Source organism: Paenibacillus sp. CB74 (genome assembly GCF_055687625.1).
In genome coordinates this window covers 4,591,923-4,606,728 of record NZ_CM146009.1, presented here as the reverse complement: position 1 = coordinate 4,606,728, position 14,806 = coordinate 4,591,923, and the positions used below count along the sequence as shown (strand labels likewise).

Below are 14,806 nucleotides of genomic sequence, written 5' to 3'. Positions count from 1 at the left end.
GATCAAAGAAATCTGGGGATAACAGCGATCGGAAGATGGTTCTGTACACGAAGTGAACGTACAATAGCAATATTTAACGCATGTATGACTTTAATTAAAGGAGCGAGAACAATGGATGAATCCAAAGAACTGGAACGACGGCTCAGTGATATGCTGACGGAAGGGGACATGGAAGAGTCCGGCGACACCGATCAGCGTGAACGCCAGCTGATTCCTCCCAAATATGAAGTGCGAATCCAGACAGAGCGTGATCCGATTGTCGAGGAAACGTTAAAGTACCGGAAGATGGCACGCGAATTGGATGATCGTTATGATCGATATCTGGAGCGAGCTACCGGGAACAAACCGGAGAGCGACAAGGGTCATTCGAATGCCCAAGACTCGGATAAGCCGCAATCTTAACTAATCACTGAATGTCATAACTGTGCTTCACCAGTAACAGACTCCCCATCCGGGAGTCTGTTATTTCATGCGCACTTCCAGCAGAGAGGACAGCGCCTGCTTTAAAATGATAGAATAGAGTAACACGAACTTATATCATTGGAATGAGCGATGTACTATATATTAGTGTGAATGAAGATAGATTCACGAAAAGGAGTGTTACCTGAATGAAGCGTAAACGGATATGGGAAAATACGGCTGCCGGTTTAACGGCGAGCATGTTGGCAGGAATGCTGCTCTTCACATCTTCTGCATTGCCTGCACACGCGGCTGACACCAAAACCGGTGTACTGCCAGCGGGTACAAACGAAGCTTCGCTGACTGCGAAGAAAGATGCAGTAGTCGTAACGAAGGAGTTCCGCATCGTCACATTGGGAGATTCCATAACGGTAGGTTATGAGCCCAACACGAAAGAATTGCCTTATGGTTATGTCGAACGTCTGCAAGAGCAAGGTTTGCTGCACGGACGTACACAGGTGGACAACTACGGGATTGCGGGACTTAAGACCAGTGGTCTGAAAAACTTCACTACTGCAATTAAGGATGGCAAAACACTGACTTCCGAAGCCATTCAACCAAGTCTTCCTGATCCAAGAGCAGGGCAGATCGGAGCCAATATTGTTGCAATCCGTGAGAGTGTAGCGCAAGCCAATCTGGTTGCAATTACCATTGGGGGAAATGATGTATCTGAGCTTCTCGGTACAGCAGACAAACTGAGTGATCAGGAACTGCAAACAAAATTAAAAGAATTACTTGCAACATATACAGACAATGTTAGTGCAACGATTAATACGATCCATGAAATTAATCCGACCGCTACAATTGTCATCGCAGACCAATATCAACCGATGCCAGAAGTAGCGGGCAAGGCACTCTATGCCAAACTGATGGAGGCATCCCAAGGTTTCACACAGACGATTGATGGAATCGCAGCTAAATTCTCTGCTCAAGGAACCAATGTCAAAGTCGCACACGTGGCCAAAGAGTTTGTTGGCGGTGAAGGCACGATGACTCATATGATCAAAGATCGTGATTTCCACCCGAATCAATTCGGATATGCGGCCATTGCCGAAGTATTTGCCAAAACGATCTGGGGAGATTACACCAAGCTGACTGCACCTGCCACAGGTGAACCCATGAATATTATCGTGAGTGGTAAAACCTTGAATACACCGTACAAACCAATTATCCGTAACGGCAAAAACTTTGTGGCGATTCAAGATATCGTGAACGCTGTTGGTGCCACTACGGTATGGGATAACAAGACTTCAACCGCAACCATTACATATGGAGATCGGAAGGTTGCTGTGAAGATTGGTGCCAATGCAGTGAAGGTAAATGGAGCATCGGTTAACGTGGATACACCTGCATTTCTGAATAAGGTAGGCAAAGAGTCTAAAACCTATGTACCCCTTGCCATGGTAGCTGAAGGACTTGGCTTTGATGTGCAATATGTAGCGAAGCTGAAAACTGTTTTTGTTAATCCGTAAGATATGTTTCATGCTTTAGCATGATGTGATTCAACAGCCAGAATGCCTTGATTTGTTCAAGGCATTCTGGCTGTTTTGTGTTCTTTTTGAGTTGCTGACACAGATGGATCACTCCTCTAATGACCTGAAATGTTGGATAAATATATCTTGTCAGATGCCCAATGGATGTGTAAATATGAAAATAACTTACAATAAAACGATTAAACCATAACACGACAGCACCCTTCGCAAGGCAAAGGAGCGCTTAGGATGACTAAAATTAAGAACGCTTTCACAACACTGCCGATTCATCACAAAACGATTCTTCTTATTGGCATTTTGATGTTAATCAGCTTTACGTTTTATGCGTCTGTGCTCCGATATGTGTTCAGCATCTATGATCGTCAAATCTACGAGAAGTCCTCGCAAGTCCTCAATATGTCTTCAGTAGGCATTGAGAATCAACTGCGTGAGATGTCCAGTCTCTCTTTCAAGGTGATGTCAGATGAGCCGCTTCAGCAATATCTGCTTCAACTTGAAAAGGCCGAGACAGGTTACGAGAAAAATGGTCTGCGCAAAAAAATTACTAACCGGTTAGTTGCCTATGCAGGGTCTGAGAAATACGTCTATTCCATGCTATTTATCGATAATGATAATAACGTTATGGCTGCAGGGAACCGGGAAGGAATTTCGGAGACAAAACAGAAGGAACTGGTGACATTGGGAGACCGATATTCGGGGTCCAATGTGTGGCATACCAGTGGGGATCAACAAGCTAGGCTTTTATCCGTCCGACAGGTGAAATCTTTTACGGGTGGGGCGTTTACGCTGGAAAAGCTCGGTACGCTGATTATCCGTGTCCGTCTGGACCGAATTGTCCAGGATCAGATGCAAGAACCGGCAGAGGACTCCCAGTTGTTGATTACGGATGGAAAAGAAGTGATCTATCCAACAGAATCAGCAGTCAGTGAAGCTGAGATAGAGTCAGAATTGAAGCGGACCCAACCTTATGGCATCGCCATGTTTGAGCATGGTCGTTATTTTGTCGCCCGGGCCAACTCTTCCTACACTGACTGGACTTACCTATATACGACGCCTTTTGATCAGATGTTTAAACAAATTCAGTTTGTCAAACAGCTGGTCACGGTCATCTTTATTATGATTTTTCTGGTCGCACTGATTATTGGAGCGAAGTTTTCTCGCAGTATCACCCACCCGATTGCGCAGTTGATCAAAAAGATGCGTAATATCGAAAAAGGCGATTTGGATAAACTGGAGGAGGCTGCCCTTGGCAATGTTCCCATATCTCCACAGAATGAGGTGGGGCTGCTGCATCGCACCTTCAAGATGATGCTTCAACGGATACGTGAATTGATTGATGAGAACTATGCTAAGCAATTGGTGATTCGTGAGACGGAGTTGAAAGCGCTTCAGGCGCAGATTAATCCACATTTTCTATACAACACGTTGGAATCAATTAACTGGTTGGCCAAAGTGCAGAAGCAACGACAGATCTCGGAAATGGTTGAGGCGCTTGGATTTCTGCTGCGCAGCTCTGTGAATATGTCCGAGAAGTGGATCACGCTTGAAAGAGAGCTGGACATAGTCCGCAGTTACGTTACGATTCAGCGCACTCGTTTTGAGGAGAGACTTAATTTTGATATGGAGATTGCCCCTGAGGTGGGAACGGCCCGGATTCCCAAGTTAACGTTACAGCCACTCGTGGAGAACGCCATACATTATGCACTCGAACCAAGCATTGAACCCTGCCGAATTCGTATTCGGGCGAGAGCAGATGGAGATAAGGTGATTATCGAAGTCGAAGACGACGGTCCGGGGATGACACCGGAATTTCTGGAACAACTACACGAAGGACGTATTCAGACAAGAGGACAGGGCATTGGGTTATCTAACATCCAGGAACGAATCAGACTGACCTTCGGTGATGAAGGTGGAATGGTGATGAGCAGCAAGCCCGGATCAGGAACTGTAGTATCGATCAGCATACCTTGGATCAGAGAGGACGATGACGATGTACAAAGTAATGCTCGTAGATGATGAACGTGTCATTCTGGAGGGGATTTCCCAAGTGGTCGATTGGGCCGCGGCAGGTACGGAATTGGTGGGTACGGCGAGGAATGGGATTGAAGCATTGGACAAAATCGGGCAGTCGAGACCTGACATTATTATTACGGATATCTCCATGCCTGGTCTGGATGGTCTCGGACTCATAGAGAAGGCATCGGAAGCATATCCAGGGGTACGTTTCATCATGTTATCCGGCTACAAGGAGTTCGAGTATGCCCGCAGGGCGATGCAATATGGTGTGAAGCATTATTTGCTCAAACCATGTAATGAGAATCAGATCCATGATGCGTTAACCGAACTGTTGCAGGAACATCAGGATGCTCAAGTGAAGGAGCATGTTGCTGGTGAGATGAAACAGCGATTGCAGCGTGTCCTTCCACATGTGAAGGAGCAATTTCTGCTAGAATTCATGACCAACCGAACCTATGGGCCAGTTGATCTGGAATATTATCAGGAGCTGTTCGATCTGGAGCTTGAAGAGAACACAGTTCGGTTACTGCTGTTCCGAATCGTAGATGAGCATGATTACAGTCACTTATTTGCGATCAAAAACATTGCCAGTGATCTGCTACCGGATGTACTGTTAAGCACTACCATTGAAGGCAAACTTCTGATTCTGCTTGCGGATTCAACTGATCCGGGCCGATTGGAAGAAAATATTGAAGAGGTTCGGGCTGCATTTACCAGACTGTATAAACTGGAAGTGACCGCTGCGCTGAGTGAAGCAGATCGAATGATCCAGTCCCGGCGGTTGTTTCGTGAGGCATTGCAGTATCTGAACCATCGTTTTTTTATTGGTGAAGGCAAACTGATCACGAAGAATGATCTCGTTCTGGCAGGAGAATGCGACGGCGTGCATGTAGAACAGGATGCAGAGCAACTGTGTCAGTTGATCAAATCGGGCAATACAGAAGAAACCGCGGCAGAGGTGGATCGTCTGTTTGATCTATTATCGCGTCAGCAGTTGGAGATTGAGGTGACTCGTTCGTATGTAGTGCAGCTGTATTCTGCGATGGTTCATGTATGTCCGCCCGAGGAGGCAACAGAATTCACCCAGCGTATGGCGGAACTGCCTCATATCGATACGTTATCTGGATTAAAAACTTTTGTTGCAAGCAGTGCAGCCCGGCTAACTTCCGGATATTACAAAAACCATATCAGCCGCCAGTCTTCCGCCGTGGAGAAGATGATGGATATCGTGGATCGTCATTATGGAGAGGCAGATCTCTCGCTCAATGGAGTCGCTCATCAGATGTTATATATGAATCCGGATTATCTGGGCAAGATTTTCAAAAAAGTCACGGGCGAGAATTTCTCCAATTACGTCAATCGTCTGCGCATCGAACGGGCGTGTGATCATATCCGCAGAGGCGGGGATGTTAAAGTATTCGAACTAGCTGAGTTGTTCGGATTCGGCGGTAATTCGCAATATTTCAGCCAGGTGTTCAAAAAATGGACCGGTATGACACCTACGGAATTCCGCAGGATCGGCATATAACAATGGGATATCAATCGTATGACTCATGTCTGGGGAGGATGAACAGCGCTAAGAGGGGCTGTTGTCCTCCTCTGTTTTTTGAACCAACAAGACGGTTTTGTGTATTCAACTCTGGTCGTACATTTGCGAAAATGACATTAACAAGTTTGTGAAAGCGTTATCAGAAATAAGAGGGTAACGCGTTCACACAACCATATCAACATAAAAGGGGAGATTGGCATGGTGAAAAAGGCAATATTCCTGATGATGGCTGCGTTGCTCGTTTTTACAGCGGCATGTAGTTCAGGTGGAGGAAGCGAACAGGGGTCTTCGGATGGATCGGTTACTCTGCGGATCGCTTGGTGGGGTTCGGATGCACGGCATGAATATACACAGAAGGTCATTGACCTATACAAGTCGAAAAATCCGAATGTCAAAATTGACGTGGAATATGCTTCATTTGATGACTACTGGAAAAAGCTCGCACCACAAGCAGCAGCAAATCAATTGCCTGACATCGTTCAGATGGATATTTCCTACATCAGCCAATATGCACAGAATGGTCAGCTTGAGGATCTAGCTCCTTATCTGGGCAACCAGATCAAAGTGGACGATGTGTCTGAGAATGTAATTAGCACAGGTGTAATTAATGGTAAACAATACGGTGTACCTGCCGGTGTTAACGTTCTGGGCTTCCAATATGATCCGGCGTTGCTTAAAAAAGCAGGCGTGGATGCAATCCCTGACAATATGACTTGGGAGTCGTACGAAGCACTGGGTAAACAAGCCGCTGAGAAAGGTCTGTATTTGGATGGAGGGGTAGCTCCGGATATCTTCTTCCATTACTTCCTGCGTACCAAAGGGTTGTCGCTATACAATGCGGAAGGCACAGGTCTTGGTTATGATGATGACCAATTGTTTGTTGAATTCTTCGGACTTATGCGCCGCATGATTGAGCAGGGCGCAGCACCTACACCGGATGTAGCCAACCAAACCAAAGGCATTATTGAGGAATCGGATCTCGTGAAGGAAAAAGGAATTGGCGTATGGCAGTGGTCCAACCAGTTCGTAGCTTTGCAACAGGTAGCGAACCGTCCGCTCGAAATTGCTCCAATGCCAGGACCTGATATGGAAAAAGGACTTTATATGCAACCAAGTATGTATTGGGGTGTAACGTCCAACTCCAAAGTGAAGGAAGAAGCGGCTAAATTCATTGATTTCTGGGTGAATGACGTGGAAGCCAACAAACTGATCAAAGGGGAGCGCGGTGTACCAATCTCCGGAGCAATCAAGGAAGCCATCGCACCTGAGCTGAGTGACGCCACGAAACAGGTCTTTGAATTCGTAGCCGCAATGGAGCCTAAGGCTTCACCAATGAGTTCACCGCCACCGGTGGGTTCACCGGAAGTAATCTCTGCTCTGGCCGATGTGGTTGAAGAGTTGAACTTTGGCAAAATCACACCTGAACAGGCAGCAGAAACATTCCGCAAAAATGCCGAATCGGTACTTGCAAACAATAAATAACAGTTGAATGATAGCTTGCTCGTCCCACTTCAGGGATGGTCGGGAATGGGGCTGCTCGCGAATGCGAGGGCCTTTCCCCGTCCAGATGACCGAAGTAAGGATGAGAGAGCAAGCTGATCCATGAAGGAGGTTCGTTCCATTGAGGCAGTATTCGTCGTTACGTCGAAACTTAACCGGATATGCGTTCATAAGCCCGTTTATTATTGGATTCCTGGGCTTCACACTCATCCCCATGTTTGTATCCTTATATATGTCGTTCACGAGTTATAACTTGTTCACTTCTCCGCGGTGGATTGGGCTCGATAACTACACCAAAATGTTTTTTGATGACCCGAAATATTGGAACTCGGTCAAAGTGACGTTTCTGTATGTATTCATTGGGGTTCCGTTAAGATTGATCTTTGCCCTCTTCGTAGCGATGGTCCTCAATACTGGCTCTCGTATGATTGGAACGTACCGGACGTTGTATTACCTGCCATCCATTATCGGCGGTAGTGTGGCTGTATCTATTATGTGGCGTAACCTCTTCAGTAATGAGGGTGTTATCAACAGCGCTCTAACGGCAATTGGGATTGGGCCTATAAGCTGGTTTGGTGACCCGAATGCGTCCCTGGTTATGCTGATCTCACTGTCTGTGTGGCAGTTCGGTTCGTCCATGCTGATCTTCCTGGCTGGTCTCAAAAACATTTCCCCTGAGATGTACGAGGCAGCAGGTGTGGATGGTGCGAATCCGGTTCGAAAATTTTTCAGCATCACCTTGCCGCTTCTTAGCCCAATCGTCCTGTTCAATATGATCATGCAGACAATTGGGGCATTCATGACCTTCGTACCTGCTTACATTATCTCCAAAGGCGAAGGCGGCCCAATGGATGGTACCATGCTGTACTCCCTGTATCTGTTCCGTCAGGCATTTATGTTTAACAACATGGGGTATGCTTCGGCAATGGCTTGGATCATGCTCATTATGATTGGAATACTCACGGTGGCTGTGTTCCTGACATCCAAGTATTGGGTATTCTATGAATCTGAAGGAGGGAAGTAACGATGATGGTATGGAAAAATGTAAAATGGCCCGTGTATCACCTGTTCGTTGCAGCTCTTGCCCTCCTGATGCTCTATCCCGTACTCTGGATGCTCTTCAGTTCATTCAAGGAAAGTCGTACGATCTTTGTTACCGCAGATACCCTGTTTCCAGCAGAGTGGATCTGGAGTAACTATGTGGATGGTTGGAAAGGAACAGCAGGAAGACCGTTCATGGATTACATCACCAACTCCCTTGTAATTGTAGTTATATCTACCATCGGTGCTGTGATATCGTCATCGCTGATCGCTTTTGGTTTTGCCAGACTTAGCTTCAAAGGTCGTAGCTTCTGGTTCTCCATTATGATGTTGACGCTGATGCTGCCACATGACGTGGTCTTGGTTCCTCAATACATTATCTTCACGAAGCTGGGTTGGCTGAATACGATTCTGCCAATCGTTGTCCCTACATTCTTCGGAATGCCGTTCTTCATCTTCCTGATGGTACAGTTCATTCGAACAATTCCGAAGGAGCTGGATGAGGCTGCAACCATTGATGGATGTAACAAATTCAGATTATATATTCAGATTATTATGCCGCTGATCAAGTCATCTCTGGCAACAGCAGCGATTTTCTCCTTCTACTGGAGATGGGAGGATCTGCTCGGTCCGGTATTGTACCTCAACTCGCCTGAGAAATATACCGTATCGATGGCACTGAAAATGTTCCTGGATAGCGAATCTGCTTCTAACTGGGGCGCCATGTTTGCTATGTCCATCGTCAGTCTGGTTCCGGTTGTAGCTGTGTTCTTCATCTTCCAGAAACAAATTGTTCAAGGGATGAGCACCAGCGGATTGAAAGGATAAGCAGGCTTGACTGTATATCTTCGTATCTTGCCCGATTGAACGTTTACGAAAGTTAACCAAGGAGGTTATCGCTTTTGAATAAAGCTCAGGATAGTCAGGCCGTTGCCATGGAGGCAGCGGCAGAGGGCCAGGCAGTGTCCGTGACCAGCTGGAAGTATAACTTTGGACCGGATTCGGGAAGAGCAGATGAGACAGGGGATTATCTGAAAGTAACTGCAACAACCGCATATGAGGAACGAGGCGGATACGGATTCGAAGCGGGTTCTCTGGTGTATGAGAAACAACGCATCGGAGATGATGACGTGTCGAATTCCACGAAACAACATCATAACAATCCGGGGCAGACAACCATGTCTGCCCGATTGCGTTCGGGCTTCTGTATTCCGCTCAAAGCATCCTTCATCGTGGATGTTCCCGATGGAACCTATCAAGTTTTACTTGTTGCAGGTGATGAATTGGCTGAGACAGTAACCCGCGTGAAAGTTGGTGAGGGCAGGCTTGTACTGCCAACCATTCGTACACTTCCCGGGCAATTTGCAGAGGTGCGATTCTCGGTTGTTGTTCGTGGCGGCAGACTTCGTCTGTCATTTTCCGGTCCCGCGCCAAGAATCAATGCGTTAGAGATCACCCTTGCGAATCAGACCATGACTGTATTTCTTGCCGGGGATTCAACCGTAACGGACCAGCCGGAAAGTGGGTATCCGTATTGTGGTTGGGGCCAGCTATTGCCAGCACAGTTCAAACATGATGTGGCAGTGGATAATCATGCCCAGTCAGGGCGCAGTTCCCGCAGCTTTATGAATGAAGGCAGGCTCAGCGCCATTCTGGAGCGAATCAAGCCCGAAGATTTTCTGTTTATTCAATTTGGACATAACGATGAGAAGCCGGACCCTGAACGTGGGACCGACCCATTCACAACATATAAGGAATATCTGAAAAAGTATATCGATGCTGCCCGTGAAGCCAAGGCTCGTCCGGTGCTCATAACCCCGGTGCATCGTCGTTATTTCGCGGATGATGGCACATTGACTGATACGCATGGCGATTATATCATCGCCGTACGTGAGCTGGCGGAACAGGAAGGTGTACCGCTGATCGATCTGGCTGAGCGCAGCCGCCGTCTGTTCGAGCAGGCGGGCGTTGAGGGCACCAAGGACGACTTTATGTGGGTGCTGCCAGGAGAGTATGTGAACTTCCCTTCGGGTGTGGAGGATAACACGCATTTTCAAGAACGCGGCGCCCGCCGCCTTGCCCAGCAGGTGGCAGAAGCCATCCGCGAGTTGCAATTACAACCATTGCAGATGTATCTGCGGTAGGTTCATGCCCTTAATTATTAAGCGAGTTAAACGAAGTAACGAGCGAAACAAAGTTGCCCAGCGAAGAGCGAAGGCAATAATTTTTTAAATCAGTTCGGCGAGCATAGCAGCGGAGGAGGACGGAATCGGGTAGAGGGAGCGAAGCGTCCGCCTTTGGAGTGGGATTTCCCCTGCTGAGGGGGAATAAATAGAAATCCCGATCCAACAGCGGCCCATAGCCTGATCCGCCCGCCGGAGCGCCAGCCCCGCAAGCCCACCGGATTTTTAAGAGTTTGCCCCCGCGAATGAGCCAAAGAAATCCCGAGCCAACAGCGGCCCACAGCCCGATCCGTCCATCGGAGCGACTACCGTGCGAGCCCACCCGATTTTAACTTAATGATTGGAGGATATATTTCAATGACTTTGGAGCCGACCAAACAAGGTGCATCAGCCCATAAGAACGATCCGACAGCTACAGGTCATACCTACTGGGTTATCCCTGATGGCTACATCCCGCCGGAGAGCAGCGGCACACTGGAAAGTCACGAGAGCATCTGTGTATTAAACACAGGTGCCGCCGATGCGGAACTGAACATCACAATCTATTTTGAAGACAGAGAACCACTCGAAGATATTGTGGCGGAGGTGCCAGCGAGAAGAACAAAACATATTCGTACCGCATCGCTACAATCGGGAGAGCAGTCTATCCCGTCAGGCGTACCTTATGCCATCACGGTTTCAAGCAATATCCCAGTCATCATTCAGTACAGTCGATTGGACACCACCCAGCCAGAATTGGCTCTGATGAGTGTCATGGCTTATCCATTAAAATAACGTATCGACTTGGCACGAAATTCAAACCCAAAAGAAGACCAGTACTTGCATGTATGCAGGTCACAGGTCTTCTTTTATTTACTGTATTTATACGTGCTCGCATCAAGGATATCCACATGGACCTCCACTTTGCCAAGCTTGAAACGCTCAAGGGGATCAGACCGTTTAGAGACCTCTTGCTGCCACAAGGGTAGATTGTGGCGATAGAGATGTTCCGCAAGACCATATGAATCAATCTTGCGTGACTTGGTTTTTTCGAACGTATCTCGAATCTCGGATTCGATCTGTTTTTCCGCTTCTTGTTCCATGGCATGCGGCGTGCGCGGGGCTCCATGGTCTTCGGTGATGGAACTTTTGACCGAGGTAACCAGATCGAATGTGACGCCGTCTCCTTGTTTTCTGGCCGTGATTCTAGTCTTGGGGTGACGTAGCATCAGGGTTAAATCAGGAGTCTTCCCGCCATTCCCATACACGTACAATGGATAGTGATGAACGCGCTTATATTTCACGTATCGTGTACCGTCTGCATCTGCTCCTGCAACTCTACCCTGACTTTTGCCTTGGGAAATGACATAAAATCCATCCATTCTAACCAGGGGTGGGTTTTTATCGCCATTGAACCACGTTTCATTCCTCGTTGAGACCGAGGGTAAGAGAATGACGGAAGCTGGTTCCCGTAATCCATCGAGAAGCTGATGTAGCCGGATCGGTTCATAACCGGAATGCTGCTTGTATAACCTCATGGGCTCAAATAACTCAATGGTTTGGGCGGATTGGTTCAGCAAAGCAGAGGGGGAGAGCACTTCCGGAATGTCCTGCTCAGTCGCATAAATCCAAGGTGTATATCTCAGTTGACCTGAATGCAGCAACGTATTAAATATATCCTCCAACTTTCCGTCCAAAGCATTTTTTGATAAAACAATGGCCTTAACATGAGTCCAGAGCGTTTGCTGCTGTGATGTTTCATACAAGTCATTAATAGCCATGCTCAGAGTTGTACCCTTGCCTCGTCCTATCCACATGTCCCTTGTTTCCCGGGAAGTTGGCGTTTCCTGTTTTGCAATGCTCGAGAAGTCTATCAATTGGGCATACGCAATATATTGGTTGTCCACATAGTCTATTCCTATCGCTGTGATGAAGTTAATACTTTGCACTTCCTTGGAATCCCAGCATCCGGTTAGCAGGATCAAGCACCCCACAAGTAGGCAAGTCATGGACGTCCATCGGATCATGGGCGTTTTCTCCGACGAGTTGAATCTTGGGTGTGAAGTGCTTCCGGACGCTTATTTTTATTCATGGACGGTGGCATGGATACGGCCTGCGTGAAATCTCCTGGAATGTAGGGAGAGACGGGCGTCAGATAAGACACTCCATAACATTCTAAGGATACAAGGTGAACCAACAGGGCGAATAGTCCAATCATGAATCCGAATAATCCAAGAATGGAAGAGATGAGAAGCATCCCGATCCGAACCTGGGCGGTAGCTCCGCTCAGCACGGTGTTCACGAGAATATAGCTGGAGATAACTGAAATGGCTACCGTGACTATGATGGTAGGAGACGTAATCCCTGCGCGAATAGCGGCATCCCCAATGATAAGCCCGCCGACCACGCTGACGGTCTGACCCAATGCACGTGGTAACCTGCGACCAGCTTCGTTGAATAGCTCGAACATAAAAATCATTAGAAATGCTTCCAGTGTCACAGGCATAGGCAGGCCCATTCGAGTACCAGCAATTGTAGCCAAGAGCGGTAGCGGTATCTGTTCCACATTGAAACTGGTCAGCCCAATATAGAAGGCTGGGAAGAAACAGGCAATCAGCAGTCCGGAGATGCGCAAGATTCGTTCGAAGGTAACGATGAAAAAGGGTGTACTCCTATCTTCAGGAGATTTCAATTGATTGAAAAGTGTAGTTGGCGCGATGACTGCTACTGGAGAACCTTCAATGAGAACGGCAAAACGTCCATTTAACAGGGAATCGACAACAAAATCAGGACGTTCAGTGTTATCCGTGAGCGGAAAGATGCTCCGAACCCCTCCCATGACAGCTCGCTCCATGATGGAGCTACCTATAATGCCGTCAATCTCAATTTGATCCAGATTGTGTCGTGCTTCTTTTAGAATGTCTGGATTAATAATATCTTTTACATACAGTAGTCCAATGGCAGTTTGAGTACGACCGCCTTTGACATATTTCTCGTAACACATCGAAGATGTTTTCATTCGTTTGCGAATAAGGGCGATGTTGGTCGTGAGTTCTTCGGTGAATCCATCGCGAGGGCCTTTAACTGAGGTCTCAATAGCTGATTCTTCTGGACTGCGTCCTGGAATATCAGCAATATCCAGACTGCAGGCTTGAACACCGTTATCGAAGATGATCAGTAGCTGTCCACTAAAAATCAACAGATTAAGTTTCTTGAAATTGGTGATATCCTCAATCGGATTTAAGGTTAATCCCAACTCTTTGGGATGTGATTCCTCAATGATTAGGGCGTGCCGCTCTAAACGTGGGATAATAAATTGGTTGATTTGTTTACCGTCGACAAGCCCTTCGCAATACAGCAAGATGACCGGCTGATCGGATTCATCTTTGACAGGAAAGGTCTGAATAACAACATCTGCGCATGGATTGAACTGCTCTTTCAAAGAGGCAAGCAGTGTTTCATGGGACGTGGTGTCAATCTTTTGATGCTCCATGATGTTTCCTCCTCTGATGGCGTGAATGGATAAAGGCAACCGTCGTTGCTATAATCGCAAGTCCGCTCAGATATATGAGATTGAACGGGAATATGTATTCGACCAGAAGCTTTTCGAAGGTCATATCATCCAGAGGATACAACATGGTCAGGATAAAGAAGACACCCAACGAGATACAACTGATAAGCCTTTTGGTAGAGCTCTTAATATTCCATATTTCTACTACAATATACATGGCAAGACTAATTCGGGTGAATGCACCTGCCAGCCATTGGTAGATGGAAAAGAAGTCGGTCTGGGCAATGTATTTGCCCAAAGAGGCAATTCGCCATTCTTCAAAGGCGGGATATCTCATTTTGGCAGCCTCAAAAGGATCGAATTCCACAATCGCCCCAATGAGTGGGCCGACAGTCAGTCCTACAAGAATGAGTGCGAGCATCAAATACTGCCATACACGTATACGTTTGGTGAGATGAGGCTGGATGTACCAGATGAACAGCAGTTCAAACATGCCTGCAAGACTGTAGACCATGCCATTAAGAATGGGATGCCATCCATGTTCAAGAACAGGCAACAGACGACTGTAGTCCTTGTATTGCGTATTTACGATAGCAACATAGAAACCTAACAAGACAACTAGTGGCAGGACTAAACCTGCGGTAAATGCCAGCGAGCGAATACCTTTATAAGCAGCGTAGGCACAGAGAGACATCAGGGCAATACTGGTTACCAATACGGGCGTTTCGGTCAGATAGTTCGTTTTAGCCCAAGCCGTGGTATCGTGCAGGGTGAAGTAGATGACGCTGAGAAAAAAGAGGCTGTTACCAACTCGAAATAACATGCCAAGGGGCTTTCCGAGACGGGAAGTTAACCAATCATGCAGCGTTTGATGCTGAAGGAAACGAGAGACATAAGCAAGCATTAGCGCGAATATCAGAAAGGGTCCGGCCGATAGCAGGACGGAAATCCAAGAATCCCTTTTGGCCGCAGCCAAAAGGGCAGGAATAATCAGAACATGGCTGATCAAGCCAACGGATAACATGATCAACATCATGGCTTGTAAAAAAGAAGGCTGTGTTCGTTTCATGCTGAA

12 protein-coding genes are annotated in these 14,806 nt (G+C 47.1%); 9 read left to right on the top strand and 3 right to left on the bottom strand.

The genetic code is table 11. The features are described 5' to 3' along the window. Positions 1-111: 111 nt before the first annotated feature. The 9 genes from ACX9NY_RS20270 to ACX9NY_RS20230 all read left to right on the top strand — a co-directional run bounded on the left by ACX9NY_RS20270 (position 112) and on the right by ACX9NY_RS20230 (position 11,015). Positions 112-402: a hypothetical protein gene (locus tag ACX9NY_RS20270; protein ID WP_339258721.1), complete on the top strand. Its 291-nt coding sequence runs from the start codon at positions 112-114 to the stop codon at positions 400-402. 206 nt (positions 403-608) lie between these two features. Then, a complete protein-coding gene (locus tag ACX9NY_RS20265; RefSeq protein ID WP_339258723.1) occupies positions 609-1,931 on the top strand; it encodes an SGNH/GDSL hydrolase family protein in 1,323 nt (440 codons plus the stop codon). Between the two features lie 249 nt (positions 1,932-2,180). Then, positions 2,181-3,968, top strand: coding sequence for a sensor histidine kinase (locus tag ACX9NY_RS20260; protein ID WP_472474714.1), 1,788 nt, complete (start codon positions 2,181-2,183; stop codon positions 3,966-3,968). Beyond that, positions 3,943-5,496 (top strand): response regulator transcription factor, encoded by a 1,554-nt coding sequence (locus ACX9NY_RS20255; protein WP_339239436.1) that lies wholly within the window; start codon positions 3,943-3,945, stop codon positions 5,494-5,496. The genes ACX9NY_RS20260 and ACX9NY_RS20255 overlap by 26 nt, the downstream gene beginning before the upstream one ends. Before the next feature lie 219 nt (positions 5,497-5,715). Next, on the top strand, positions 5,716-6,999 hold the full coding sequence (locus tag ACX9NY_RS20250; RefSeq protein WP_339239437.1) for an ABC transporter substrate-binding protein: 1,284 nt from the start codon (positions 5,716-5,718) through the stop codon (positions 6,997-6,999). 139 nt (positions 7,000-7,138) lie between these two features. Beyond that, the gene (locus ACX9NY_RS20245; RefSeq protein ID WP_253429934.1) at positions 7,139-8,041 is read left to right on the top strand and encodes a carbohydrate ABC transporter permease; all 903 of its coding nucleotides are present in this window, start codon (positions 7,139-7,141) and stop codon (positions 8,039-8,041) included. A 5-nt stretch (positions 8,042-8,046) separates the two neighbouring features. Then, on the top strand, positions 8,047-8,886 hold the full coding sequence (locus ACX9NY_RS20240) for a carbohydrate ABC transporter permease (RefSeq protein ID WP_339242906.1): 840 nt from the start codon (positions 8,047-8,049) through the stop codon (positions 8,884-8,886). 107 nt (positions 8,887-8,993) lie between these two features. After that, a complete protein-coding gene (locus ACX9NY_RS20235; RefSeq protein WP_472479357.1) occupies positions 8,994-10,202 on the top strand; it encodes a rhamnogalacturonan acetylesterase in 1,209 nt (402 codons plus the stop codon). 396 nt (positions 10,203-10,598) lie between these two features. Continuing rightward, positions 10,599-11,015: a sensory rhodopsin transducer gene (locus ACX9NY_RS20230; protein ID WP_339304213.1), complete on the top strand. Its 417-nt coding sequence runs from the start codon at positions 10,599-10,601 to the stop codon at positions 11,013-11,015. A 74-nt stretch (positions 11,016-11,089) separates the two neighbouring features. Here ACX9NY_RS20230 and ACX9NY_RS20225 read toward each other — a convergent pair whose 3' ends face one another. From ACX9NY_RS20225 to ACX9NY_RS20215, 3 genes are read right to left on the bottom strand one after another with little or no spacing between them, the layout of a single operon-like run. Then, a complete protein-coding gene (locus tag ACX9NY_RS20225) occupies positions 11,090-12,247 on the bottom strand; it encodes a Ger(x)C family spore germination protein (RefSeq protein ID WP_472474710.1) in 1,158 nt (385 codons plus the stop codon). After that, positions 12,244-13,713 carry a spore germination protein gene (locus ACX9NY_RS20220; RefSeq protein WP_339239441.1) on the bottom strand — a complete coding sequence of 490 codons (1,470 nt, stop codon included), beginning with the start codon at positions 13,711-13,713 and terminating at the stop codon, positions 12,244-12,246. Before ACX9NY_RS20220 ends, ACX9NY_RS20225 begins: the two co-directional genes overlap by 4 nt. Then, positions 13,694-14,800 carry a GerAB/ArcD/ProY family transporter gene (locus ACX9NY_RS20215; protein WP_472474708.1) on the bottom strand — a complete coding sequence of 369 codons (1,107 nt, stop codon included), beginning with the start codon at positions 14,798-14,800 and terminating at the stop codon, positions 13,694-13,696. Before ACX9NY_RS20215 ends, ACX9NY_RS20220 begins: the two co-directional genes overlap by 20 nt. Positions 14,801-14,806: the final 6 nt, after the last annotated feature.